A 25,919-nucleotide genomic window follows, 5' to 3' on the forward strand; every position below is an offset into this window, starting at 1 on the left:
TAAAATATAAAAACGCCGAGCTATTGCTCGGCGTTTATTTATTCAATAAATTCAGCTTCGGTTTTTAGTAGGCGTTCTTATTTATAAAGCCACGCGTAACAGTAGCGAGAATAATTCGAATGTCCAACCACACTGACCAACGATGAATATAGTCTAAATCGTATTCAACTCGTTTAATCATCTTATTAATGGTTTCGGTTTCGCCGCGAAAGCCGTTGATTTGTGCCCATCCGGTAATGCCTGGGCGTACTTTATGACGCAGCATATAGCCTTCAATCAATTTACGATATTCTTCGTTATGAGCCACAGCATGGGGGCGAGGGCCAACAACCGACATTCGGCCTTGTAGTACATTAATAAACTGTGGCAATTCGTCTAATGATGTTTTGCGTAAAAAAGCGCCTAAGGGCGTAATACGCACATCGTTTTTAGTCGCTTGCTGCACGCTATCGCCGTTATCTTGCACTGTCATAGAGCGAAACTTGTAAACCTTAATCATCTGGCCATCTAAGCCATAACGATTTTGTTTGAAAATAACGGGCCCTTTTGAGGTGAATTTGACGGCAAGAGCAATAAATAGCATTGGGATGGCGATCATCATTAAAATAAGCGAAGAAACAACAATATCTTCAAGACGCTTCGTTATATCGCCAGCACCTTGAAAAGGCGTATCAAATACGCTCAAAGTTTGTATCGAACCCACACTCTGCCAACGAGCATTAAGCAAGTTATACATAAAGAAGTTTGGAATAATTGAAACGGTAGCTGTGGTGTCACTGCACATGTTCAAAATTTGCATAATGCGCTTTTCTGCACTCATAGGCATGGCAATGTAGATGTAGTCCACTTCACTTGCTTTGGCTAACTTAATCGCATCCTCAATCGTGCCCCTGACTTCGTGCTGAATTTCATGGGGGATACGCGCCGGCGCTCTATCGTCGTACATACCTTTGAAAATGATGCCCAATTGATCATTTTCCATAATCTGATTTGCCAAGCTATAACCGGATTGTGTTGCACCAATAATAATCGCCCTACGTGTATTGTGACCATGTTTACGGTGACGGAATAATATTTCACGAAACACCACCCGCCAGCCCACAAGGGTAGGGGCACAGATAACTAACCAAGATATAATAACGAAGTTTGATGCCACAATGGTGTCGGGGAAAATAAACGCGTAAGTAGTGGTAACAAGAGATGATATTCCCCACGCAACCATCGCCCATTTAATCATCAATGTATTCGACGCAGTACGCCAAGAGCGGTATAAATCTACGGCTTCAGCACAGAGCATATAAGAAATAATGCTGACAAAAAGTAATAATAAATCAGATGAGCCGATCGGCAACCCCTGATATAGCAAAACAAGAAAGTAGATTAAAGTAATGATGATCATATCGACTAAACGATACAGCGTAGAAAAACTACTTTGATTACTTTGAATTATGCCGCCAGGGCTTTTGTTAAGCATGTTTATTTACCATTAATGTTTTGTATTACTGTTTAAAATTTTATTTTCAGAGGTTAAACGCACCGAATTGGAGTTGGGTCGTTATTTTGCGACATGTCAATGTCGCTAATATCCAACACCTGAAAAATTAAAAAATTAAAAAATTCCCTTTAACTTCAGCGTTTTGACAAAACATAGAAGTTAGCGTGTTCCCAGCCTGTCGCATTATACATGCTATTCTGTTGTTTAATTACGACATATTTTTGTTTTTTTTATGACATTCAGGCTAATTCATATGAAAACAAAGCACACTCGTTTTTGTGGCCGCAATTTAAATCGTATTTTCACAGGACTTGTCTAATTGTTAATCGATGTCAAAGCAAAAAGTAGACCACTACTTAATAAAATTGTGCGCAAGCGCAATTTAGCAGCGAAAATAGGGCACTTATCCCAGTCATTAGTCTAATTCCGCGGTAATTCCATCAATTTATTCATGTGATACCTGTATTATAATCAGGTAACGGTTGGAAGATTTAGCTAGTCTTTGAGTGTAATGCTAAGGGTAAAGATCCGAGCATGAGTTTTTGTATAAGCTTTTCATTGTAAAATTCACATGGTTACTGATTTGACCTAGCGAAATCTTGGTTTAACATGCACGGGTTATAAAATACTAATCAATAAGTTGGCTAGGCTCGGCGTGATTGATGGCATAGATTTCGCTTATGGAGACGCCTGCCGAGTTTTTGCATTGTTTGTTTTGTACATTTTCCGTAATTTTTTTCGCAAATTTTTCATAACAATGCGCTAATTTCACCAGATAATTGATACACTTAGTTTCATTAAAATTGAATTTTAACCTTTAAAGCAGAGATGATTGAATGAGTAAGACTAAATTAGCAACCGCTATAGGATTGGCATGTGTATGTTCAACATCATTTGCTCAAGAAGAAGTAGGTATTGACTTAGGTGCGTTTGAGCTGGTTCCGACTTTAAACACAACAGTTGGTTTTAATGACAATGTGACTCGCTCTAACGATGAAGGAATTGACAGCTGGTATAGTACGGTTACTCCTAAATTTACTCTAGTGAACAACTTTGGCTTAAATACCCTACGTCTAGGTTACCAACTTTCTCGCGGTGACTATTTTTCGAGTTCTGCTGATGATTACACAGATCATTTAGTTTTTGCTTCATTAGGCTACGAGCTAAATAGCCGCCATCGCATTAAAACTAGTATTAACTTTGAAGATGGACATGATGACCGTGGTGAGAGTTATTCAATTGGTAATGGTAGTGGGTTAAATTCACCCGATGAGTTTAAAGAAAGTGAAGTAGACTTTATCTATTCTTACGGTGCTTTGAGTGCTAAGGCACGTTTAGATTTGACGTTAAATTATCGTGATTTAGATTATAAAATTAATACCACTGAATATAAAATACGCGACCGCTCGAAAAGCACAATTGGCGGAGTATTTTACTATGAAATCGGTGCGGCAACAGATTTGTTGTTTGAAACAACGATAACAGACGTTGAGTACGATTTTGCTACCTCAGAAGCGAATTCATTAGATAGTGTCGAAACGAGTTATTTAATTGGTGCTCAATGGCAATCTACAGCGTCAACGTCTGGTTACGCTAAAATTGGTTATCAAGATAAAGATTTTGATGCAGCCGGTCGCGAAAATTTTTCTGGTTCGACATGGGAAGCTGGTATTGTTTGGGAGCCGCTAGAGCGAGCCACCTTTATTCTAGATACCGTTAATGAAGCCCGTGAAACCAATGGTGATGGTAACTTTATTCGCAGTAAAGATGTGTCATTACAATGGCGCCACGAATGGTTACAGAGATTGCGCACCCAAGCCGGTGTAGCAGTAGGCACCGATGATTATGAAGGAAGTGGTCGAAGTGACGATGTTACTGACTGGGACTTTGCGGTTATATATGAATTTCGACGTTGGTTAACCTTTAATTTAGGTTATACCTACAGTGAGCGAGACAGTAATCGAGATGTAATAGATTACGACCAAAATATTTATCGTTTAACTGCAAAAGTGACGTTGTAGTTTTTGTTTTATTTGGAGTAAACATGAAAGCAAAATCTGTTCTTTGGCTATGGCTACTACTTTTTAGTGGTGTGGCTTGGTCGTTAGATGCCAGTTTAAGTCAGTATAAGCTTGGTTCTGGCGATGTGATAAAAATTACCGTTTTCGGCCAAGAGGATTTGTCCTTAACGACAAAGCTCCCTAATCACGGTGTGATAAATTACCCCTTCTTAGGCGACATAAGTGTTATTGGTTTGACTGGAGCTGAGTTTGAAGCAAAGTTGTATGCTGGCCTAAAAGGGGACTACTTAGTTGAGCCTTCTGTCTCTGTGACCGTTATTGAATATCGGCCGTTCTTTATCGATGGTGAAGTCAAGCGTCCCGGTGGTTACCCATATCAACCAGGCTTATCAGTGAATAAAGCGGCGGCTTTGGCTGGTGGTTTTACTGAGCGAGCCTCAAAAACGAAAATTTTTATACGCAGGGAGAACGACTCTGGTCAACAGGAACAGCTGAGCGCTCAATCTACTGATGTGGTATTGCCAGGTGACATCGTTACCGTTCAGCAAAGCTTCTTTTAATAAAGGTATTTAGATATTTATGTCAGCGCAATTAAATGGACAATTAGAGGCTAAATTACTGGACTCAGAAACCATTGATTTTGGTCAATATTGGCAAACGATACGTCGATACATATGGCGAATTATTAGCTTAGCAGTTTTTATTACGATACTAGTTGCCCTCGTCGTAATGTCAATTACGCCTAAGTATACGGCGACAGCTAAATTATTGATTGAATCGAAAGAAGCGAAAGTTCTCTCGATTGAAGAAGTATATGGCCTTGACTCTAGTCGCAAAGAGTATTTTCAAACTCAGTACGAAATTTTGAAGTCTCGTCATATCGCAGAAAAAGTGGTTGATAAAATAAAACTTTACGAAAACCCAACGTTTGCGCCTGGTTACGAAGCAAGCAAAGCAAATTTCGTTAGTCGGCAGTTAGCATCACTCAAAAGCGGTGTTATTAACGTATTGCCGTTTTTGCCACAAAAAGAAAAAACAGAACTGACCGACGAACAGCAACTTAAAGGACGTAAAGACTACGCTACTTGGCAAGTTATGAAGTCCCTTCAAATCAGCCCTATTAGCAATACCCAAATAGTGGAAATTAGCTTCGAACATGAAGATCGAAATTTTGCAGCTGTGGTGGCAAATACGGTGGGCGATGTATATATCGAAAACTATCTTGAATCTAAGCTTGATATGACTACCAAGGCTACTTCCTGGTTGAATGAAAGCCTGCAAGGTCTGCGTACAAAATTAGATACTGCTGAAAAACGTCTATCGGTATTTTACGAAACTGAAAAACTAGTCAATATTGATGGTGTAGTAGGTTTGGCGGCAGAAGAGCTTCAAAAGCTGAGTCAACAAATGCTTGAGGCGCAGGCAGCTTATAACCGAGCTGAAACCTTATATAACCAAGTCAACTCTGGCGCAACGATTACTGAATTGGCTGACCTTCCCGAGGTGATTAACCATCCTGCAGTGCAAAACGTTAAACGTGAACAAATAGGTGCCCAAAGTCGCGTATCTGAATTAAGTAAAGTGTTTGGCCCTAAACATCCCAAGATGATCGCTGCACAGGCCGAATTAAGTTCTATACAAGACAGTTTAAACGCCCAAATTCGCTCTTTGGTGTCTGGAGTCAATACTGAATACAGCACTGCAAAGCTTAAATTGGCAGCCCTTAAACAAGAAGTCAGTATTAATAAAGAGAACTTCCGTAGCTTAACCAATCTTGAAAGTCGCCATAAAGCGCTACAACGTGAAGTCGATATTAATCAACAGCTATATAGTTCGTTTTTCACTCGATTGAATGAAACCACAGAGCTAGGTGGTTTTGAGTCAGCGAATGCGCGCATGCTAGATTTAGCTGTGCCGCCTTCATCACCTTCCAAACCGAAAAAAGGCTTGATTATTGCCGCGGCGTTTATCGTCAGTTTAGGCTTCGGGGTCTTTTTAGCGCTCGCCATGGACGCACTCAATAGCGGTATTCGTTCAGTAGACGATGTTGAACGTAAGCTTGGCCAGCGTATGTTGGGGTTAATTCCATTAGAAACCCATAACAAAAAGAAAAACCTAGCCGTTAGACACTTTTTTGATGGTAAACGACATACCTTTAGTGAAGCGGTGCGTACTCTTCGAACAAGCTTGCAATTATTGAATATCGACAAACCCTCTAAAACCATCTTGGTGACATCCAGTGTGCCCAAAGAAGGCAAGAGTACGGTATCCATTAACTTAGCGTTCGCTATGGGACAGTTGAGCAAGGTACTATTGATAGATACCGATTTACGTCGCCCTACCATTGGCACGCAGTTTAATTTGCCAGGGTTTCAGCCGGGCGTAGCCAATTTGATTGCCGGTACTCATACCCTTGAAGAGTGTATAGTAACCGATGAAATGTCGGGTATCGATATCATCTGCGCAGGTACGATGCCGCCTAACCCACAAGAACTCCTTGCCTCTGATAGCTTTAAAGCCCTGATGCAAGATCTTAAAGGTCGTTACGAGCACATCATAGTCGACAGTGCTCCTACGCAAGCGGTCAGTGACGCCATTGTAGTATCTAAGGTATGTGACTCAGTGGTGTATGTGGTTAAAGCTGACAGCACCAGTGACAAGCTGATCTCCAATGGCTTAAGTCGCTTCTTACAAGTAGGTCATCGGGTTGATGGTGTGGTATTAAACCAAGTTGATTTACGCAAAGCGAAAAAGCACGGTGAATACACGGGGTTTTATGACCAATACGGCTATCACAGTTATAATACTGATACCAAGGCTGAACAGACGCAAAAATCTTGATCGACTTACACAGTCATATTCTACCCGGCATAGACGATGGCGCCCCTGATTTAGCGGCGTCGTTGGCTATGGCTGAGCAGTCGGTGTCAGTCGGGGTCACGCACATGGTGTGCACCCCACATATCCATCAGGGGTATTTTGATAATGACCCAACCTCAATCACACAGGCCTACCAATCTTTGGTTGCCCATTTAGCCCAAGCTCAATGTCCCCTTAAGATATCCTTTGCTGCGGAACTTAGAATTACACCGGATATTATGCTGTGGCAAAAAACAGGGAAAATACCGTTTCTAGGCCGTTGGGGAAATAGAGACGTGATGCTGCTAGAATTGCCCCATAGTCATATACCTCCTGGTACCGATAATTTACTCCGTTGGTTATTAAAAAATGACATTCAACCGGTCATCGCGCATCCAGAACGTAATCGTGAGATTATCGCTAACCCTGAGCGAATTCATATGCTCAAACGTCTAGGGTGTTTATTTCAAGTGACAGCAGGCGCCTTTATTGGACGCTTCTCTGATAAGGTAAATGAGACGGCGAGATTGTTTTTAGAAAAAGACGTGATCTCATACGTTGCATCAGACATGCACAGCATTAATCGCCGACCAAATGATATGGCTAGAGCGTATTTGGAAGTAGTCTCACTTTCCTCAAAGGATCAGGCACAACGCCTGTTTAAAACCACGCCATGGCTAATATCTCAAGGTAACCAATGGCAATAGCATTTCCTCGAGTCTTAATGCAGACGCGTATATTCATAAAACAGTACGTAGCGGTAATCAGTTTTTCGACACTCGCGTTTATCTGTTTAGTTGTCGCTTTACGCTTTACCAGTGCCAGTTTTGACTATTATCAAGTACGCAATATTCTCGCTTCATGGCAAGATTCGGGTAATCAGCAGACCCTTGCTGAGTATCAACGAGCGAAGAAGGCTATTCAGTCAGCTGTCGACAGCCAGCCTAGTCACCCTTTATATCAAGACCTGTTAGGTCAAGTGTACGAATGGGGCGCCATTGCCGGTTACGAAGATGAAAGTACAGCACTTCGAGCGGCCAAAGCACATTATTTGCGTGGAACTCAATTACGCCCCTTGTGGCCAGTCACGTGGGTATCATTAGCTATGATAAAATGGCGCCAGCAAGAGTTTGATGAGCAAATGCTGACGTATTTGCAACGAGCAAGCGAGTTGGGGCCTAAAAAACCTGAAGTTCATCTGTTGTATGTTCAGTTGGGTATGGCGTTATACGCCAGTAATCACCCCATGTTATTGCGTATTCGTGACGAGTTTTATCATAGGATCAGCCTTGGTTTACGAGATTCAAAAAGTCGGGGGCAGGTACAGGCCCTGATCAAACAGTATGACGCCCAAAAACGAGTCTGTCGTTGGCTTAGAAATGAGCCCCTGTCGATTCAGCGTATAATCCCGGGTTGTCCCAGGTCCCAGCAGAAAAGGCAATAAAACGAGTTAATCACTGTGGTAGAGACACAATAGAAAAATCTCATAAAAATACCTAGCTTTTAAACCAATCCCATACGCCAAATGAATAATTCGGTAACAAGTCGATACCTACAGCTGACTTCAATAAGTACAATAATAATATGCCTATCATAGCTGAGAATGTGAAAAATAAAGCTAGCAGCAGAGCATTAACAAAGCGACTTGCCCTAAGTTGGGCACGTGACATGTTGCGGTGGTTTTTACCTGCCAGAATTACGTAATAATAGCGATATTTGAACCATGACACTGTGCCTCGCAAATCGATAGAGTGATGGCCCCATTGGCGGCTGCTGACAGCGTTTCTAAGGTGTGAAAGCTGCTCCTCACTAAACGACGTTTGTACTGAGCGAGGCATACGTTCGAGTAAATTAACGATCGCTGGGTCTTCTTCTATCGGACCACTGAATTTTTTATTCATATTGCCACCTTTTGAGAACGACGCTTTTTACCTGTGGTTATTTTTAGCTGGTTGATGGATAGCGACAAGGCTAAAAAGACCACAAAATAACAAGCATTCGCCGGCGCTTGCAAAGGGAAGTCTACCGTCATATGTATGGCCATGCCGAGCATCGCCATACAACAGGCAAAAGCGGTGCCTTTGAATATAGAAGGCCTTCGCTTGCGCATGGCTCTGACGCTTTTAGAAAAACACCAAACGACCAGAATCACTAAAAGCATAGTTGCGGGAATGCCGTATTCAATACTCATCTGCAGATAGTCATTATGCGCATGGTCATAAAAAGACTGGATATTGGCGACTTTATAACTCGGGAATGAGCTATAAAAACTACCACCGCCAGTGCCGAACAACGGAAAGTCCTGCAACATAGGCAATGAATCTATTACCACTTCGTCTCTTCCTTCTTGCGCGAGGCTGGTGGCTTGTAAACGCTCTTGTACCTTATCTAAGCCGAACCACGCACCGACAATAAATACATCTATAACAAACATACTAATAATTAAAATAGAAAGACTTCGACTGCGGTTTTTAATAATTACCAGAGACAAAATACCGATGATCGTCATGGATGCAAAAAATGCCGTGTTACCCATGCGCGAGCGCGACATGACCAAGGCAATGACCATAATCGCCAAGCTAATGCGTATCAGGGCTTTACTGCCCAATAGGGTGGATAGAATAGAGCGCATTATATCGCGCCGAGTACCACCTTGATTACTTTGCAACGTAGCTACCATTAAACCGATACCTGCCGACAAACACAGCATTAAAAAGTTTGCATAGTGGTTTTTATACACAAAGCTGCCACTTGCCACATCTGATACTGGTAGGCCAAATAGTAAACTGTAGCGAGTACCTGACAATATCTCCACAGTGCCATATAACGCTTGTATTGCACCACTGGCTAATAACGTAAGTAAAAGTAAGCGCAAACGTTTTTCGTTGTTAATCAGTACCAGCACGACGATAAATAAACAGAAATAACTCATGGCTTTAAGCAAGTTAATTTGACTCTGTCCTACGTCCAACGATAAATGAAACTGCGTGACGCCAAATCCCCATTGGGTTTCGTAACTCACAGGACTTAAAAATGCCACAACTTGCGCCGATAATGGTATCACTTGAATCGACGCTAAAATTAAAAACGCTAACCATAAGCCAATAGGCAGCCTATAAGCCCGTAAGCCCATCCAGGGTTGGTTTTTACGTAAATATGCACATGCAAGCGACAGTGAAAAAATCACTAGTTCCATTAATCCCCAGGCCCAGGGTCTGTTTGAGCCTAATGGAATAGGCAGCCAGATAAGCAAACCTAACAAAGCATAAAATGCGTAGTTATGAAGTTTATTGTTCAATCGTTCCCTCGGTGCATTTCTGAATGCTTATAAACTCACGCTGTCATAATTTATGATGATGAACAAAAAAGCCAGGTGTAAACCTGGCTTTTAATAAACGAATAAAAAATTAGTTTGTCGACGCAGTAGTGTCCCCACCGCCAGTTCCGCCAGCACCCACACCTGTACCAGCAGGTGCAGCAGTAACACCTACTGTAGCGCCTGCAGCAGTAGCCGTAGACACTGTCGTCGGGTCCGCACCCGCGGCGATAGCGGCTAATAACGCATCATTAGGTTCAATTTCACCCGTTATTATAGCGGCATCGATGACGTCTTGAGCAAAACTAGGGTAAAGGGTTACCGCAAGTTGAATAACATCGGCAGCATTACCTGGGTATGCCTCGATGGCCCCTTTGGTGCTATCAGTTAATTTATTGAAACTCACCATATTACCCATAAAGTTAGCACTAATATCTTTATTAGAACCAACGACTAATCTTGCGGCTCCGCTAAGCAATGCTCCGTCTTCTTTGGTTACATCAGCAAGGGTTTGGTTAACGGCGTCATCTAACGAAACACCTGCATTCACCAATTCGACTATTGCCGTGTGAACGGTGCGGCCGGGTTGATTTTCATCGCCAAAAAGAATGTTCTCGGCTTCAGGCGACGCAGCGGCGTTTACCACGTCCTGAGTAGTTTGGGTACCCAATTGTTGGGCCATAGCGACTGGCGCAATAACAGCGCTAGATAAAAATAAACATGTGAATAAACGTCGCATAAAAGCTCCAAAATAAAAGGATGTGAGAGCGTATCTCACTAAAATCTGCCTCATAATAAGTTTTGTTGCTCGATAAAGCAACATCAGCCAGAGTCTTACTGGTAAAATAACGAACCTTATCAGTGGTTTGCTTCTAGTAATGATTTCCCTATCAAGTCAGTCCGAGTCACTCTTTTAATCAATATAAATAAGGGCTTATAGCAGTTTTTAATTCATGCTTTTTGATTGAATCAGCCATTACATAGCGTAAATACCGCTACTTCATACTTTAGTCTCGGCGGGCTTGCCAATGTAAAAGCCCTGTAAATAGTCGACGAACAAATCCTGTAAACAGGCTGCTTCCGCTTCGCTCTCGATCATTTCCGCTATCACTTGAATATTCAAACCGTGCGCAATATTGACCAACGACTGCACAAATAACTGATTATCGGGTTCATTGTGAATATTGCGCACAAAGCGTCCATCGAGCTTTAAATAATCGGGGCGAATATGTCGTAAGTGGGTAATGGCCGCTAATTGTGCACCAAAACGCTCAACGGTAATCCTCACGCCACGAGACTTTAACTGTGCAATAAAACGCACTAGGTCTTCAGTGCCATTGACAAGGGCGCGCTCGGGTATTTCTAACACGAGTCTCGCGCAGGTAGCTTTGTCATCAGGTAATGCGCGCAAAAGCCATTGATGAAAGCTTGTTTGGCTAAGAGATAAGCGCGATACGTTTAAACCGATAGCATGTGGGTGGTCTTTAAGTTTAATCAAGGCGCTGGCAATAAGCAGTTCATCTAATTTTTGTGCATAATTAAGTCGAACTGATGCTGGCACCAATTGCCCCATCGGCAGATAGCTTTCGTTTTTATCGGTACTAAACCGGGCAAACCATTCAGAGTACAAAACTTCATCTTTGTGATTTTTGATAGGCTGGGCGACAAAATCTGCATGCTTCTGTTGTAATATTGTATTTAGCTGATCTCGCCACTGGGTATTACTGTGCAGTACATCTTGCTGATGAGATAATTGCCATCTCTGTGTAGCAACACTAGCACCTGCTAGGGCATTGTCGGCCCGTTCTAATATATCCGTTCTAGAATCGCCAAAACTAAAGGAGCCCGCTCCTACATGGGCGGTGCCCAATCTGTATTCACTTTTTTCGACAGCATTAAGCTGAGCGATAATAGCTTCGGTCAGGGTAATACAGGCTTGTTGCGCGGTGTCTTCAAGCAATAAGACAAAGTCGGCTCCAGAAATGCGATACAAAGTGCCATTTAGCTCAGGTTGAGTGAGTAAACTTTGTAATTCTTGGCTAACCAGTTTTACGTATTCGTCACCTGCTTGATAACCTTGCTCGTTATTCACTTCACTGAGACTCGTTAGGCGAATAAGTAGCAAATAGCCTTGTGAATGTTGCTCGCTATCGGTTAACAGTTGCTCAAAGGCCAGTTCAAATGCGCGGCGGTTGGCCACACCTGTTAAGGTGTCTTGATAAGAATAATCACGGTAACGTTCTGCTTGATTAGTCAATTGGGTAAATAATTTAGCTAATTGCGCTGACATGCGATTTACCGCTAATACAATACGTTTCAGCTCTGGGGTGCGAGGAATTCCCTTAATTTGTTCAAATTGTTGCTTGCTGATCGCATCAGCTTGTCTTATTACTGCTAACAAAGGGGTGGTGATCATGGTGACTAGCCCGTAAAGCAAAACGAGCGCGCCAATAAATACGGCTAAAATCATCCAAAATGACTGTACTGCATTTTGCCATAATTGCTGATAACCAAAGCCAGGGTGGCTTTTTACCATTAACGTACCGGCCATCGTCCAGCCATCATTCAAATCGGTGCTACTTTCGGGTGGGATGAGGGGCAATAGTTCGACAAACCAACTGGGCACGCCTTCAACCTGACTAGGATTATGCTTTTCGATTAAAATTTGCTGATTGGCATCACGTAGCACCATGCTTTGATAAAAACCTCGATCGAAAATAGCGTTCATCATTGTATCCACAATAGGTAAATCGTCAGTCTCTGCAACGTAGGGCGCGATAGACAAGCCTAAAGACGTCGCAGTATCTTGCGCGTGTGACGCCAACTGCTGGGCCACAAAATTCCGAGTGTTGGTTACGTTTATCCATAGCGTGCCAATAAATACCAATATCAGTACCGCTAATAGGCTTAATCCAAGTTGTTTAGACAGCGGCATAAAATATTTCCTTCAGCATCATTATTCGCTCACCTGCATGCGTTCGTTTAAATCGTTCCATAAATTATTATTGCCTCCTTGCTGTACTTTTTGCCCGCGTCCTTGTTCTTTTGCTAACCACAAGCCGTCACCGTTAAAACTGTAAACGGGCAGCAGATCACGACGGCGAGAAGCGGGTAATATTCGTTGATTAATATTGTCGAGTACCAAAGGCACTGAATTAGATTCTTCATAGTAGGCAAGCACCATATGAGCTTGCCTTAAACGTATCGCGGTGACATACATTAATCGCAACTTTTCAGCGGGTACGCCCAATTCTATTAAGCTGAAATATTTTGCGATGACGAAGTCTTCACAATCGCCGGCTTGGGTGGCTAAGAATTCCACTGGCGTAGCCCAGTAATCGTCTTTACCCCAATGCTTGATATCATCGACAAAATCTAGTGCATTGAAAAAGTTATTCACTTGATAAAGTTTTTCATCAATGGATAAATTGTGGCTATCATTTAACAGTTGCTGCCAATCTTGTACACGCTCAAGGGCATCGTCTTCGTATTGATTACGAATTTTATTAAATAGCGCGTCATTGAACACAATATTGCTATCGGCTACAGCGCGAAGCATAAATAAAATCAATATTGTCGTAATGAAATAGCCAATAAAACGCATGAATGAAACGAAATCCTTTACCCAGCTAAAATGAAGCCTAGTGATAATTTAAGCAATCGGGAGTCACCTTAATAGCCAACGTAGTAACAGCTATTACTCATTCCATAGTAATAGCATAATGACGTTATTGCCGAAAAATTGAACGCTAATGTAGTCATAAATATCAATAGTATGCTAGCCCGTTTGGCATTAGCAAAGTATTCTTGATATGAACTGCTTAATGAAGTTCATCGTATTATCTCTTTGTTCATGAATTCGAAGTCTTACATATTGACCAAGACTATACCTTTTAATAGGACTGAACATCAGAGAACAGGCCAGCATATAAGAATATTTATTAATGTTAAGAAGTAGTATGGAAAGTCAAGTATCTAAATAACCCAATAGGTAATTAATAAAATATCTAATGAACCTACCTTAAACAGAACAGTGTTATATAATGGGTAAAAATAACATCCCAATGTGAAGTGTGTTTCTGTAAAATAAAACAGAATAAACAGTGACCTCTAATAGTGTACTCTGAAGCATTAATGAGCTTTAGTTGGTGTGAATTTAAGCGACTGGAGGATAATTGATTATGTATAAATCTAGTAAAGCAACATGGTTAGGTGTACGTTTTACCCTAATATTTATGATTATAAGCATGATAGGCTGTTCGCGATTCCATGCACCACAAAAACTATCAGTAACGAGCCAACCAGGTAGCTACCTTATAAGTAAAATCAAAGAGCAACAATTAAATAGTCAGTCCGAAGTCGTTGCTATGCTGCAAAACCCAGCATTTACCTCAAAAAAGTCAAATAGCTTCATTACCAAAAATAGACAGAACGTAGCTTCGCTTCTTTTAGAAATAATGGCTTCTCAAAACGTTACTCAAGCGGTGATTCATTTAAGCGAAACCGAGGTTTCAACCACAGAAAAATGGGTCACATTAGCATTGCAACTTTATCCTATTGATGCTTATCGTATAGTGGAGCAGCTATACGCTGACTCCACAATCGAAACCACAACTTTGGAGTCCGCTGCGCTATTAGCAGGTTTAAATCCTGCTAGAATATTTCCTGCAACCGCTTCAAGTGATACAGATTATCGTATCGTTCCATTAATCCATTCAGCCAGTCTGACGGTATATAATCAAAACGAAGACACCAAAACTCGATTATGGTTTAAGCTCAATGCATCAACAGATTGGTTACCAGCTTTGACATTACAATGGGAGCCAATCAAAGGCGCACTCTCAGGCTCAATCGTGCATTTAGAACCTGATACCACTTACGATGTTAAACTTGAATATTTAGATGATAACCAAGTAGTTGACGAGCAATTATACACCTTTCAAACTCGGCCCAATACGCCGCCCATCGATCCTGATAAAATCTATTACCTATCTGATATATATACTGGTGGTCAACTTAATCTAACCACCTTGGGCATTCAAGGCACTGAAGAGGGTTGGGCGCTAATTAAAGGTGATGGTACCGATATTGTCGCAGGGGAAAATGATAATGCTGCTATTGATATAGGAAGTCAGAGCTACGTAAAATTCGAGAACATAACGGTGAAAGGAGGCAGACTATATGGCATTGGCGCAAAACAAGCACATCACTTGTGGATAGATGGCTGTGATATCTCTGAATTTGGCAGAGTAGGTGAAGACATGCGTGACGGAGTCGCTTATGCAAATGCTGAAAGTACTAAAGCGATAAACTATGACTCAGGAATTTCGCTTCAAGAGTCAGGGGTAGTAACGATTGAAAATTGTGAAATACACAGCCCTAACGGAAAAGCTAATCACTGGGGATATGGGCATCCTTATGGTCCGAGTGCCTTATTACTGACGGCTCGTCATTCTGTAGAGGAATATCGAGGTCAATATATTATTCGCAATAATCGCTTTTACGGCAGTGACAATAAAAGGTTCAACGATGTCATTGAAAGCCGTGCGAATGGTAGACCTTGGGGGGGATTTATAAGAGATTCTGCTATTTATAATAACTATTTTGCTTTTGCCAACGACGACATTATTGAGCTTGATGGTGGCCAAAGTAATGTACTGTTTTACAACAATGAAATAGAGCAAGGCTACTGTGGTATAAGCGCTATACCAAATATGCTCGGGCCCAGTTATATTTTCAATAATTACATCCATAACCTGGGTGATGAGCGACAAAAAGCTTGGGCGGCAATTAAGCTTGGGGGGCTAATGTCAATGCCGGCGGGCCAAGTGAATATCTTTGAAAATCTAATTGTGACTAGCAGTAATGGTATCGCTGCAGCAGGGTTTAAGAGTGATTACACGTTTTGGGCTAATATAAGAAACAACGTTTTAGTACATGATGTGTACTGGAATAAAATGGGTTATGGTATCTATGATTCCGAGCAGTACGAAAACTCAAAATTTAAAAATAACCTAATATTTAACAGTCGCATAGACGCCCCCGCAGTGCTTGCCAATCTTGGAGACGACTTCTATCATCCCTGGTCTGAGCAAGCTGAATTAATAGAAGATATTGATAATTCAGCGGCGAGCTTTAACTTAGAGCTCGAAGCGCGCTTTATTATTCCCAATTTTTCGAGTATGTCACCTACTGCCGAACTCGCTGGTTCTCAAGTCGCTACCGATTCAGATACTAACGACACAGACTATTTAGTCAATTTCAACGACGGACAAATGCAATCATTTGACAGTCAAGACGAAGCCAGTGATTACCTTATTAGTGATAATGGCAGCACCCTTACATTAACCGGTAATACGTGGCAAAGCATGGCTATCGATATAGCGCTAACGTCACAAACAATGTTATCCCTAGAAGTAAAAAATAATGGGGCAGGTGAAATAGCAGGTATTGCTTTTGAAAATGATAACAAGCTAACAAGCTCAAGGATGTACAAATTTACAGGTAGCCAAAATTGGGCGAATGATTCATACAAATACAGTAACATTGATGAATTTGAAACCATTACCATGCCCATTGGTGATTTAATAACTGGTGAATTTAATCGAATTGTTTTTGTAATGGATGACGATCAGCCTAAATATACAACTTCAGAAGTGTCATACAAAAACGTGAAGTTCTATGAGCCAGCTAAAATGTTGCAAAGTGCCAGTAATTCGATGATTAGCGTCGGATTAACGAATGATTGATGCCAGTTGGTAGGGATTATTGGCTGCTAATTTTAGTGGATTTAAAGTGAAATCCAAAGTTTGGTTTGTTCTGATGTTCGTGTTAATTGTATGAGCAATAAAAGAGTAATGAACAATAGGAGATAACGAAAGGCTAAAGAACGATGCGCTAAATTGCGAGAAGCGTACTATTCTAATGGAACTTGGAGTTCGAAACGAACCTGTGTCTTTTATTCGAATAATTTTCTCTATTTTGCAAAGGAGCGCTTATGAAATTCTTTACCATGATCAGAAATGCCTTAATATTAACCTTACTTCTCTCAAGCCATGCAGCCTACGCATCGCTTATTGTGCGTGGGGGATTTTCACTTGATACAGGGTCAAACACGATTACTGGCAATGGACTAAATTGGTCGCGGTGGGATGCTGTCGTGGGCGTATCAATTAGTCAAGCGTTAGGGCTTTATGCTTCTGATGGCTGGAGACTCGCCTCGAGTGAAGAAATGGTAGGCATGTACAGTCACTTTATTCCCGGCGTCGACTGGGCGGCAAGCCTAGACGAGAATAGTGGTATAGGAGAGTTTATCTCTGTTGACGAATATCACGCTTTAACCTCTATTTTTGGCGTAAGCCTTGCCGAGTTCGGTGGCATTTCAAACGTTATTTTTGGCAATGACCTGGATAACGATGGAGCTTATCGCTCAGCAGGCGCATATTATACCGATTGGGATCCTGCTGCGGGGATCTATCCTGACTCGAGTCGTTTAACGGTAGACTTTTCATCTAATGATTTCAGTATACAACTTGTTAAATCGATAAGTGTTGATGAGCCAAAATTAATTTATTTAATGATTTTAGGTCTTTCGTTGCCTTATTTAAGAAAAAGATATAATTCAGACCCAAACCCAAAGGAACCTATGTATCAGCTAATATGTTAGCAACATTTTTTGACAATTAAATCTGTGGTCAACAACAGTGCCTTTCAAAGAAGGCACCATTAACCCTTTTCTGTTTGTGTATCCGATACACAAAATAAACAGGTTTTCTGTGGAGATTTAAAATGTTATTCAGTCTTCAGCGCGGGCAACTGTTATAAACATTTTTAACTATTGTATAACTTAAGACAATCCAAGAGCTCGTCGAATATAATTATATCTAGAAAATAATATATCCAAAACGAGTGCACCAATAGAAGTAATTCCTAGAGTAATAAAAGTAACAATAAGGACAAATATTACTTGGTTGTCATAAAGAACGGTAAATTTATCCAAAAAGTATTTTACTTTCCATAGAATCAACATATGGGAAAGATAAAAGTAAAAACTACGCTGACCAATCCAAGAAAGTAAGTTTCCCTCTTTGTCTTTACCATAAACCCAACTGGAAAAGATCAAAATACAGACAGTGCCGGTGGTCAACATTGACGTGACTTTAAGCTGAGACGTTGCAAGGCTGCGAGTGTCCTCAAATACCAACATAGCTTCAGCTAATGATAGACAAACAAATACCAAATAAGCTGCAAACGCTTGCCATACTTTTATGCTCAGCCAGAAATCTTCGCCTTTTTTACCAAAGATAATTCCGCCTATATAAAAAGGAAGCCATATAAAAAAAGGCAGTGCGCTATAGGGAAATTCACTCCATATACTTTCAGTTAAAATCACGTTTAAAGTATACGTAGCGCATATGGATACCAAAAGCGACAGCGGAAGGAGCTTGGTGAGCGTTGCAACATTTAACCTTTCTAGAAAGGGAGAAATGATACTTATTTGTATCATCACTATTACAAAATATCCAACAGACACGGATGTGCCATTTAGCAACATAAGTGGAATATCAGCGAAGATAAGATTACTTCTGGCCATCCTCATACCAAAATAAATAAATGACCAAATTAAAAATGGCAAGCCTAACCGCCAGACCCGAGTTTTCACGCTGTTCCAATAGCTTTCACTAAGGCTCTTGGAGTTAGCAACAAAAAAAGCTGCCAGAAAAATAAATAAACCAACAGGAAAGTTAATAAATTGGCGTAAGATAATGCCAAAATTATTGTTTAAAGTACCTACTGGAAAATTGGCAGTACTCCCCGATGCGTGGATGAGGACGACTGCAATTATTGCTACACCCTTCCATTTATCCCAAAAACTTATCCTCATGATTACACCTTCAATGGGAGCTTAACTACTACTTTTAACTTTTTTAAAAAAAGGAATGATTCGTGAGCCTATAATCCTCTTTAACCGATTATAGTGCCGGATTAACTTTTGCAGCTTACTTGCTTTAGAAGTGCCTTGATTAACAAAATCTGTGTAAATAGTTAACGAATCTTTTCTTTTTGCTTCTAGGAAAGATTCATGAGATTTCTGGCTATACTTTGCTCTAAAATCCCAGTTTAATTTAACGAGAAAATTAGGTTTTTCTAACCCAGAAAACTGACGTTTGATTGGATGCCACTTCGACTCTTTATCATATTTCTTCACTCGATACTTAACGCCGTTACGCCTATGTCTATAACTAGCGTCTTGTGACTTTACAATTTCAGCGGAGCTTATATCCTCTGTATGAAATGTTTTATCCAGCAAACCTTTTTCAAAAATGTCTTTTATGATCTCATTTCTAATGATTATTAAGTTTGTACCTTTACTGTCAGATTTATATTTATCCAACCATGCATCACCAAATGAAACATCCGCTACTTCGCCTACTATGTCGTCACAAAAATCACAGGCTTTTAAGCGAAATGCGCCCATGCCCCAATCTTTACCAAGTAAACCTTGCATGGGCGAAATATGCACTTTTGATTCACGATCAGTTACTTCGATACCATAATTATTAGCGGGTGCAGAAAGTATTTTATGCCTAAAGTCAATTTTTTGAATATTATCTGGTTTAACACCTAGTTGCCAAGCTAGGCTTTCGCCGAAGGCTGCTGATTTAAGGTGACCACAAAATATAGAAATAGTAAATTTTAGTTTATCTGCAAAATCTTGATCTATTAAAGCTAACCTCTTTACCGCTTTCACGAAACAAGGCACCCCAACGAATGCATATTTACCACTGTTTCTTTTGACAAAATCGAAAACTTCTGAAATTTCAATTGGGTAGTAGCGTGTTTTTGCCCCTTGGTTAATTTCTTCGATAGAGTTCGAAACTGAATATTTAAATAGTTTGCCCTGTTCTTGTGATTCTTTTATATGAATAACTTTATCTATATGACCTTTATCAAATAGCTGTTTCAAGATCCAACTGGCACCACCACCAGAACTACTATTTAATCGACTAGGCTCATGCAGATCATAACCAGCCTTCAAAGTTAAGTAAGTTCCTAACTTATCTTCATCACTTTTGCCAAGGGAAGGTTTAGCTAATTCGTTTTCGTGTGGGCCTTTATTAGAGAATGGACAAACCTCATCAATTTTTGGGTTGGTAACTTCACTGATAATTGGCACATAAACACCGGTGTCGCTAAAGCGCATGTTAATACCGCTATCGATAGCTGCACAACCCCCACAACCAACACAAAAACCACCATTGACCACTTTCTCTACATCGGTCTTCATAAGACTCGTATTCATTACTAATCCTTAATAGCGCGTCTTATTTTTAATACATATTTTCTATGTAAAATAACTTGGCACTTTAACCAAAATTTTAATATAAAATCGCGAACATCAAACGGGTAACGCGTCGACTATTTTTTTGATTTTAAAGTTTCGACAAGAAAATTTTGAGAAATATTCCTGTACTCTAAAAGTTTAGAATTTACGCTATTCCAATCAATAATGTCTTTAATTTTCTCTATACTCGCTTCTTCTTTGCTGGCAACTAATCTATCTTGCAACCCAAACATTTTTAAAAGAGAATTAAACCTTGCCATTCCCCTTGCCTTGTTACCATAAGCGATAAACGGTTTATTAAATAAAATCGCAAAAGCACAGCCATGAAAAGAATCTGTGATTACGTATTCTGCATTGTCAAAGCCCTTAAGCCAAGCTGTAACGGTAGGGTAGACCATATCTTCTAGGGTGTTCATTTCTTCCTTTGGTTTTAAATTTACCTTAAAGGGCTTAAAATCTAACTCTTTACTAGCTCTGTCTATGATACTTTGTTTGTCTTCATTTAAGTCAAGTATGTATGTTAAAAGGGAGCCTGAATGGTTCGGCTCATTTTCTTGTTCGATGATTTCTCTGTAATCATCGGGATCTAGAAGCATGGTTGGGTCTAGAACATGGACCGCATCAGTATTAAAATATTCTTTACAAAGAGCTACACCAGAGTCTTCTCTAACTGCAACACCTTTGAACCTCTGGATCTGTTTTTTGAACCTCGATGTTTGTTCTTCATTGAAGTCCCATGTATCAACACCGAAGGATGCAGCATAAGACATTAGGATAGGCTCATCACTTTTTACAAACCCGAAAAAGGCATAGTCAATATATCGATAAACTTTTGCCCGCCATACTTGGTCGCTGCCGACTAAATAAGCATTATAATTATTTTTAGTTATCTTTGAAAAATGCTGTTTTGTAGAGATAGGATTGGTTTTCGGCGTAATATATTTTTCTATAAAATATTTGGTGTTTTTTTCTATTATAGTTTTCTGACTATTGTCTCGCCATCTACTCGATAGGTAGGAAAGAAAGTGTTTTTTGATAAATTTTTTCAATCTTGCTTTTTTAGATAAATTGATAGACGGAACTAATAAAAGCTCAGGTTCATGGCCCAATTTTTTCAATGTTTTAAGCATGGCATATGCTTGAAGCATCCCGCCATAGTTATTGTTAAAATTGTACGTTAATACTGCAATTTTCATATTATGCTTCCATTTTTATTTGATGCTTTCTAATTACTTGTTTGGATCGGGTCGGTATATTTAATCAGGCCTTGCATGCTTATTTTTGTATTGATTATCCCTACAAATGTCGAAAATTTAAGGATTTTCAGTCTAATATCTAGTCAAAAATGATCTTAGACGAAATGATAAACTACTCTCCTTGCTCTCACGACTTGAATGCATGGCACTTATAGTCTTTGATATCGCCAGCTCTAGCGTTAACAGACGCCTTCTAAATAGTAACTTTCGATACTAGATACAAACATAATTTGGAAATATTTAAACAAAAAAGAACTGATAATCATTACCTAGGGAAGCATATGTTAGCTGTCACACTGTCCGACAATAAACCCTTCATGTATGGTGTATTTGGTTATTTTTATTTCCCCCCCTTTAAAAACATACCTTTAATCTGATTCAATTGTTCAGTTGTGTATCTATAAAAAAACAAAAAACTCAAAATGGGGTAACTCAAACTTCCTGTGAGTATCAATACCACAAGTAGAATAATTTGATTTGGAATCAGTGGGTTTAAAAAATGCTTAGCGACCATAATACAGGCAAACATGGCCAAGGCACAAAAGTAGGATGGGAAAATAGCGAAAACTAACTTCTTAATATTAATTGGTACATGTTTTGACACGATTTTAAAACGTATCGGTAGTATTAAAAAATTTGCGATAACGATACAAATTAACATAGTTGGAATGCCGAACCAAATGCTGCAACCAGCGACCACTACACTATTGGTAACACTGACTAAAGTTAGTTTAAATGCATCACTAGTCTGTCCCTGGGATATAAGTAAAGTTGGTAAAAACCAACCTATGATAGCTGGGAACATAACAAAAGCTGAAATATTCATAAAGATAGCGCTATCGCCGAATTTTTCACCAAATAAAATAGTTACCAGTGGATCCGCAATAGCGCCAAGTCCCATAAACATAGGCATCACTATTGTCGCGGTAATGACAACTAACTTTATATATAAATCACCCATATTCGTGCCTTCTTTAACACGTGAGAAGCTGGGTACCACCATAGAATTGATTGAGCTCATTGTAATTTGGTTTATCATATTTTCGCCTCTTTTGGCTGCATTTAGCAAAGCAAAATTAGCAGGTCCTAAGACCAAGCCTGTAAATAATGAAACGCACTTTTGATTCACTGTGGTTAATACTGCTGCCCCCAAAAGTGGTAGACAAAATTCTCGCAGTTCTTTCTTGTCTTCTTTATTAAAATAAAATTTGGGTTTGAACTCAGAAATAAATGACAAAAATAGTAGCTCTAAAGTAGCGAGTATCAAACGGCCTATTACCAATGACCACAAGCCGTATCCCAACTCAGCTAGAACAATAATAATGATGGCTGAGAGTACAGTGGCAATAAGCTTAACAATACCCATTTGTTTATTTTTAAAATTTCTGACGAGTTTTCCGTTGAAAACTACTTGCAAACTCATGAGAACAGTTATTGGTGCTAGACTCATAAAAACGTAGGCTGCTAGGTGCGAATAGGAGTAATAAGCGATTGGTGCGCCAATAAATACTATGCCAGCAGCAACCAAAATCGCTAAACCGACCACGTAAACCATGGTACTAGATGCATATTGCTCATCCCATGTTTTACGTTGTACGATATTTTGATTAACACCCGCGTTTACTGCGGTATTGGCAAATTCAATAAAGAGCATGCAAAATGCCACTAAACCGAAGTCTTCTAAGCTAAGAATGCGCGCAAGATAAGCAAACACCATAAAATCAACAATATTGATGCCAGTACGTGTGATTGAAATCCATATTCCCTGCTTTGCTGCCTGTTTTTTTAACGACATTCAATAATTCTCATTGTAATATTTCAATCCTATATACTGTAATTCGTATTAACTAAAATACTTTTTCAATCTTCTACTAGGTTTCTACGTTTGACGATTGTCCACCGGCCAAAATAATTGGCATCATCAGTCTTAAGCCATAGCTAAGTTACTGCACACAACTAATTGATATCCATAGATCATATGTATTAATAGTGCTGAGCTGAGACCTATTATGTTTATATTGTCTGATAAGCTCGACTCTCTTCTTACGTTACAACAGTAGAAAGACCTAACAAGGCTGCTTAACTAAAGTAGCCAAGATAAATTCAAAATCTAAGGTTTTTGAAACGATTTGAATAATTTTAGCCATTTATTTTTAATAGAAAGCGTGTCCGTTGTTGCAGATAGTGCTACGCTTTCATATGACATTTGTCGATATACTGAGTCGTTTTGCAGAACTTTTCGAATACTATTTATAAACGACTTTTGGTCGAATGGCTCTATTAAAAAACCATTTTTACTATCAACTACGACCGATTGCGCTGCATCAAATGTATTGAATAATACAATAGGCAATCCTTGGCTTCTTGCCTCAATAAGTGATTGACCATAGCCTTCATAATAAGACGTCATTATAAATACGCTGTAATCCGAGAGTGTCTTGGCCACATCATTCGTTTTACCAAGAAACCTGACATTTGTTGCATTTGAAATTTGACTTTCTAAAGCACTAATTTCTTCACTTGAGCCTGCGCCGTATATATCCAAAGTCATTTCAGGGATGTGCGCCATCATTTGAATCATTGCGGTAAAGTTCTTTTGCTCTTCGGCAATTCTGCATATGGTCACGAGTTTGTTATTTTTGTTTTCCCGTGGTGCAGTTGTGGGCAACTTACACGCTCTAGGAATAATAAACATCTTACTGTCTTCCACATCAAAGCGCTGACATAGCGCTTTTCTATCAAATGAAGTGTAAAGCGTCAGCGCGTCAACTCTGTTAAGAATCTTTTGCGCCAGAAGATTTAGAATACGGCCTTGAAAGAGTTTTGCTACACTATTTGACTGTACTAATACTATTTTAGGTTTTTGTTTCGTGAGTAAGAAAAATAATAAGTTTGCAGGATGATAGGTAATAACAACGTCATAGTTACCACGCATGGCTTGTTGGTAAAAACAAAATGCTTTGTTTAACATTTCAAGAAATCTAGAATTGAAGAAAAGCTTTTTTTGGATACAGAATTCAGAGTCGAAAATGTCAATTTCACTATCCGATGGGTCTCTATTGTACAACTCATAGAAAGCAATATTACTTTGTTCAAGGGTCTGTTTTATGGACCTAACAAGGTTTTCAATTCCACCAAAACCAGTACACCGATTAGGGTGATATGACAGTACGGTAAGTTTTTTCATAAAAATAAATTACATATTAAGTTATATAAAAATGGGTAAGTACAACCTTGAATATTAATCTGCAAGGAGGCGAGACCATTGATCTGCGATCACGCTATCAGAATAGGTATGACCTGCTAGCGCTATAATTTTCTCTCGTGCAAAGGGGACCAGATTCGATAAAGCTTCACCTTCAAAGTTTTTAACCAAGTGAACTAATGGGAACTCACTCTTAATACTCCTCCCATACTCAGAATCTTTTAAAACCACATTAGCACCATAAGATATAGCATGATAAAAAGTGCCACTGACAATCATTGAAGCTTCTTCATGAGCAAGAATAACGAAGGTAACAGATGATAAAAAGCCGTTTAATTCTTCGACCTCCATAAATCTATTTTCATAAATCACCTTGGGCAGCCTACCTTTTATTAAGGTTGTAATTTCATTATTAAGATCTGCACTTTTGCACTTGCCAATTATTTTAAGCTCACGTTTAGGATCCCAATCCTGAAGAATCATCGGCACGTTTTTGTATGGTTTGATATTGCCAAATATTAAACAATCAAAAGGCGCTATAGTGTTCACCTCGGTTTTTTTATAGAGAGGGTGGAATATAACCTGAGAGTCAAATTCATGAACACGCCGATGTGTAACAATATTGTCACTAAAAAAGCTAATGGCCCCACATAGTATTCGGTAACAGAATTTACTATGTGCTAGATGGGGCTTGTAATTATGACGTACCCAGATGATTTTTCGATAATAGATATAAGCAATAACCATGCCTAATATAACCCGTAATGTCTCACGTGCTTCTGCCAGAAAGCCTTTTTTCAAACAGGGGTAATCTTCTAGCCAATTCAATATCAGAACATCAGATCTTTTCCCTTTCAATAGCATTTTCAGCATGGTTTTGGGGGAAAGCGCAACAAACCTAACATCAGAGAAATTATTTTCCAGTATGAGCGACAGATTCAATAAGTATTCATTATCCCCTTGGAACCTAGGGAAAATACATATGGTTTTGTTAACGTTACAATTTTGCATTATTTAATGTTTTCTCGGCTATCATTTGTGCAGGGGGTTGGTTCAACATTGTGGAATAATGTTGCGCGGTCAATATGCTCGGCAAATTCATTGTTATTTTATACTTAGTGAGCATCTAACAGTGCAAACCAGCGCTTAACTTTAAAGGCAGTGTTCATTCAAATGTTGCGCCCCTCACATTACTTTAATCGAAAAATTCGAACTAGCTTGTGGATATGATTTAGTGCTTCGTCTAATGCATTAACAAAGGTGCTACAGCTACTACCACACTCGCTGTATATCAAGCATCAGGTATATTTCTCCCAGCAAATATTGACCATGGCATGGTAAAAGAACCATAACTTTATAATGATCATACAGCCGCATCGTGTACATTTCACCGACTTTATGTAGTAAACCCTAGTTTTATTT

At 39.7% G+C, this 25,919-nt stretch carries 19 protein-coding genes; 7 read left to right on the plus strand and 12 right to left on the minus strand.

Features of this window, described 5'->3' with window-relative positions; all coding sequences use genetic code 11:
- Positions 1 to 64: 64 nt before the first annotated feature.
- Complete coding sequence (locus GQR89_RS04760) at positions 65 to 1,474, minus strand: undecaprenyl-phosphate glucose phosphotransferase (RefSeq protein WP_158768994.1); 1,410 nt, start codon at positions 1,472 to 1,474, stop codon at positions 65 to 67.
- Between the two features lie 857 nt (positions 1,475 to 2,331).
- Here GQR89_RS04760 and GQR89_RS04765 point away from each other — a divergent pair.
- From GQR89_RS04765 to GQR89_RS04785, 5 genes are read left to right on the plus strand one after another with little or no spacing between them, the layout of a single operon-like run.
- A complete protein-coding gene (locus tag GQR89_RS04765; protein WP_158768995.1) occupies positions 2,332 to 3,516 on the plus strand; it encodes an outer membrane beta-barrel protein in 1,185 nt (394 codons plus the stop codon).
- Positions 3,517 to 3,539: 23 nt separating this feature from the next.
- Entirely contained in the window at positions 3,540 to 4,076 is a 537-nt protein-coding gene (locus GQR89_RS04770) for a polysaccharide biosynthesis/export family protein (protein WP_158768996.1), read from the plus strand.
- Between the two features lie 19 nt (positions 4,077 to 4,095).
- The gene (locus tag GQR89_RS04775; protein ID WP_158768997.1) at positions 4,096 to 6,357 is read left to right on the plus strand and encodes a polysaccharide biosynthesis tyrosine autokinase; all 2,262 of its coding nucleotides are present in this window, start codon (positions 4,096 to 4,098) and stop codon (positions 6,355 to 6,357) included.
- The gene (locus GQR89_RS04780) at positions 6,354 to 7,082 is read left to right on the plus strand and encodes a tyrosine-protein phosphatase (protein ID WP_158768998.1); all 729 of its coding nucleotides are present in this window, start codon (positions 6,354 to 6,356) and stop codon (positions 7,080 to 7,082) included. The genes GQR89_RS04775 and GQR89_RS04780 overlap by 4 nt, the downstream gene beginning before the upstream one ends.
- Positions 7,073 to 7,819: a VpsP family polysaccharide biosynthesis protein gene (locus tag GQR89_RS04785; RefSeq protein WP_158768999.1), complete on the plus strand. Its 747-nt coding sequence runs from the start codon at positions 7,073 to 7,075 to the stop codon at positions 7,817 to 7,819. The genes GQR89_RS04780 and GQR89_RS04785 overlap by 10 nt, the downstream gene beginning before the upstream one ends.
- Positions 7,820 to 7,871: 52 nt before the next feature.
- Here the strand turns inward: GQR89_RS04785 and GQR89_RS04790 are convergent, their stop codons facing one another.
- The 5 genes from GQR89_RS04790 to GQR89_RS04810 form a co-directional block, all read right to left on the minus strand.
- Positions 7,872 to 8,276, minus strand: a complete 405-nt coding sequence (locus GQR89_RS04790; RefSeq protein WP_158769000.1) for a 3-phosphoshikimate 1-carboxyvinyltransferase — start codon at positions 8,274 to 8,276, stop codon at positions 7,872 to 7,874.
- Positions 8,273 to 9,673, minus strand: coding sequence for an O-antigen ligase (locus tag GQR89_RS04795; protein WP_158769001.1), 1,401 nt, complete (start codon positions 9,671 to 9,673; stop codon positions 8,273 to 8,275). The genes GQR89_RS04790 and GQR89_RS04795 overlap by 4 nt, the downstream gene beginning before the upstream one ends.
- Before the next feature lie 109 nt (positions 9,674 to 9,782).
- A complete protein-coding gene (locus GQR89_RS04800; protein WP_158769002.1) occupies positions 9,783 to 10,430 on the minus strand; it encodes a hypothetical protein in 648 nt (215 codons plus the stop codon).
- Between the two features lie 261 nt (positions 10,431 to 10,691).
- Complete coding sequence (locus GQR89_RS04805) at positions 10,692 to 12,626, minus strand: EAL domain-containing protein (protein ID WP_158769003.1); 1,935 nt, start codon at positions 12,624 to 12,626, stop codon at positions 10,692 to 10,694.
- Positions 12,627 to 12,647: 21 nt separating this feature from the next.
- Positions 12,648 to 13,295: a transglutaminase-like cysteine peptidase gene (locus tag GQR89_RS04810; protein ID WP_158769004.1), complete on the minus strand. Its 648-nt coding sequence runs from the start codon at positions 13,293 to 13,295 to the stop codon at positions 12,648 to 12,650.
- A gap of 577 nt (positions 13,296 to 13,872) precedes the next feature.
- Here GQR89_RS04810 and GQR89_RS04815 point away from each other — a divergent pair.
- Together GQR89_RS04815 and GQR89_RS04820 are read left to right on the plus strand one after the other, a co-directional pair.
- Positions 13,873 to 16,440 carry a right-handed parallel beta-helix repeat-containing protein gene (locus GQR89_RS04815; protein WP_233269081.1) on the plus strand — a complete coding sequence of 856 codons (2,568 nt, stop codon included), beginning with the start codon at positions 13,873 to 13,875 and terminating at the stop codon, positions 16,438 to 16,440.
- Positions 16,441 to 16,688: 248 nt separating this feature from the next.
- Positions 16,689 to 17,357, plus strand: coding sequence for a hypothetical protein (locus tag GQR89_RS04820; protein ID WP_158769006.1), 669 nt, complete (start codon positions 16,689 to 16,691; stop codon positions 17,355 to 17,357).
- A 180-nt stretch (positions 17,358 to 17,537) separates the two neighbouring features.
- Here the strand turns inward: GQR89_RS04820 and GQR89_RS04825 are convergent, their stop codons facing one another.
- The 6 genes from GQR89_RS04825 to GQR89_RS04850 form a co-directional block, all read right to left on the minus strand.
- On the minus strand, positions 17,538 to 18,575 hold the full coding sequence (locus GQR89_RS04825) for an acyltransferase (RefSeq protein ID WP_158769007.1): 1,038 nt from the start codon (positions 18,573 to 18,575) through the stop codon (positions 17,538 to 17,540).
- 21 nt (positions 18,576 to 18,596) lie between these two features.
- Complete coding sequence (locus tag GQR89_RS04830) at positions 18,597 to 19,994, minus strand: Coenzyme F420 hydrogenase/dehydrogenase, beta subunit C-terminal domain (RefSeq protein ID WP_158769008.1); 1,398 nt, start codon at positions 19,992 to 19,994, stop codon at positions 18,597 to 18,599.
- A 116-nt stretch (positions 19,995 to 20,110) separates the two neighbouring features.
- A complete protein-coding gene (locus tag GQR89_RS04835; protein ID WP_158769009.1) occupies positions 20,111 to 21,232 on the minus strand; it encodes a polysaccharide pyruvyl transferase family protein in 1,122 nt (373 codons plus the stop codon).
- Between the two features lie 400 nt (positions 21,233 to 21,632).
- On the minus strand, positions 21,633 to 23,087 hold the full coding sequence (locus tag GQR89_RS04840) for an oligosaccharide flippase family protein (protein WP_158769010.1): 1,455 nt from the start codon (positions 23,085 to 23,087) through the stop codon (positions 21,633 to 21,635).
- 315 nt (positions 23,088 to 23,402) lie between these two features.
- Entirely contained in the window at positions 23,403 to 24,479 is a 1,077-nt protein-coding gene (locus GQR89_RS04845; RefSeq protein ID WP_158769011.1) for a glycosyltransferase, read from the minus strand.
- 54 nt (positions 24,480 to 24,533) lie between these two features.
- The gene (locus GQR89_RS04850; protein WP_158769012.1) at positions 24,534 to 25,508 is read right to left on the minus strand and encodes a hypothetical protein; all 975 of its coding nucleotides are present in this window, start codon (positions 25,506 to 25,508) and stop codon (positions 24,534 to 24,536) included.
- Between the last annotated feature and the right edge of the window lie 411 nt (positions 25,509 to 25,919).

It is taken from the genome of Paraglaciecola sp. L1A13, assembly GCF_009796745.1.
Lineage (GTDB): Bacteria > Pseudomonadota > Gammaproteobacteria > Enterobacterales > Alteromonadaceae > Paraglaciecola.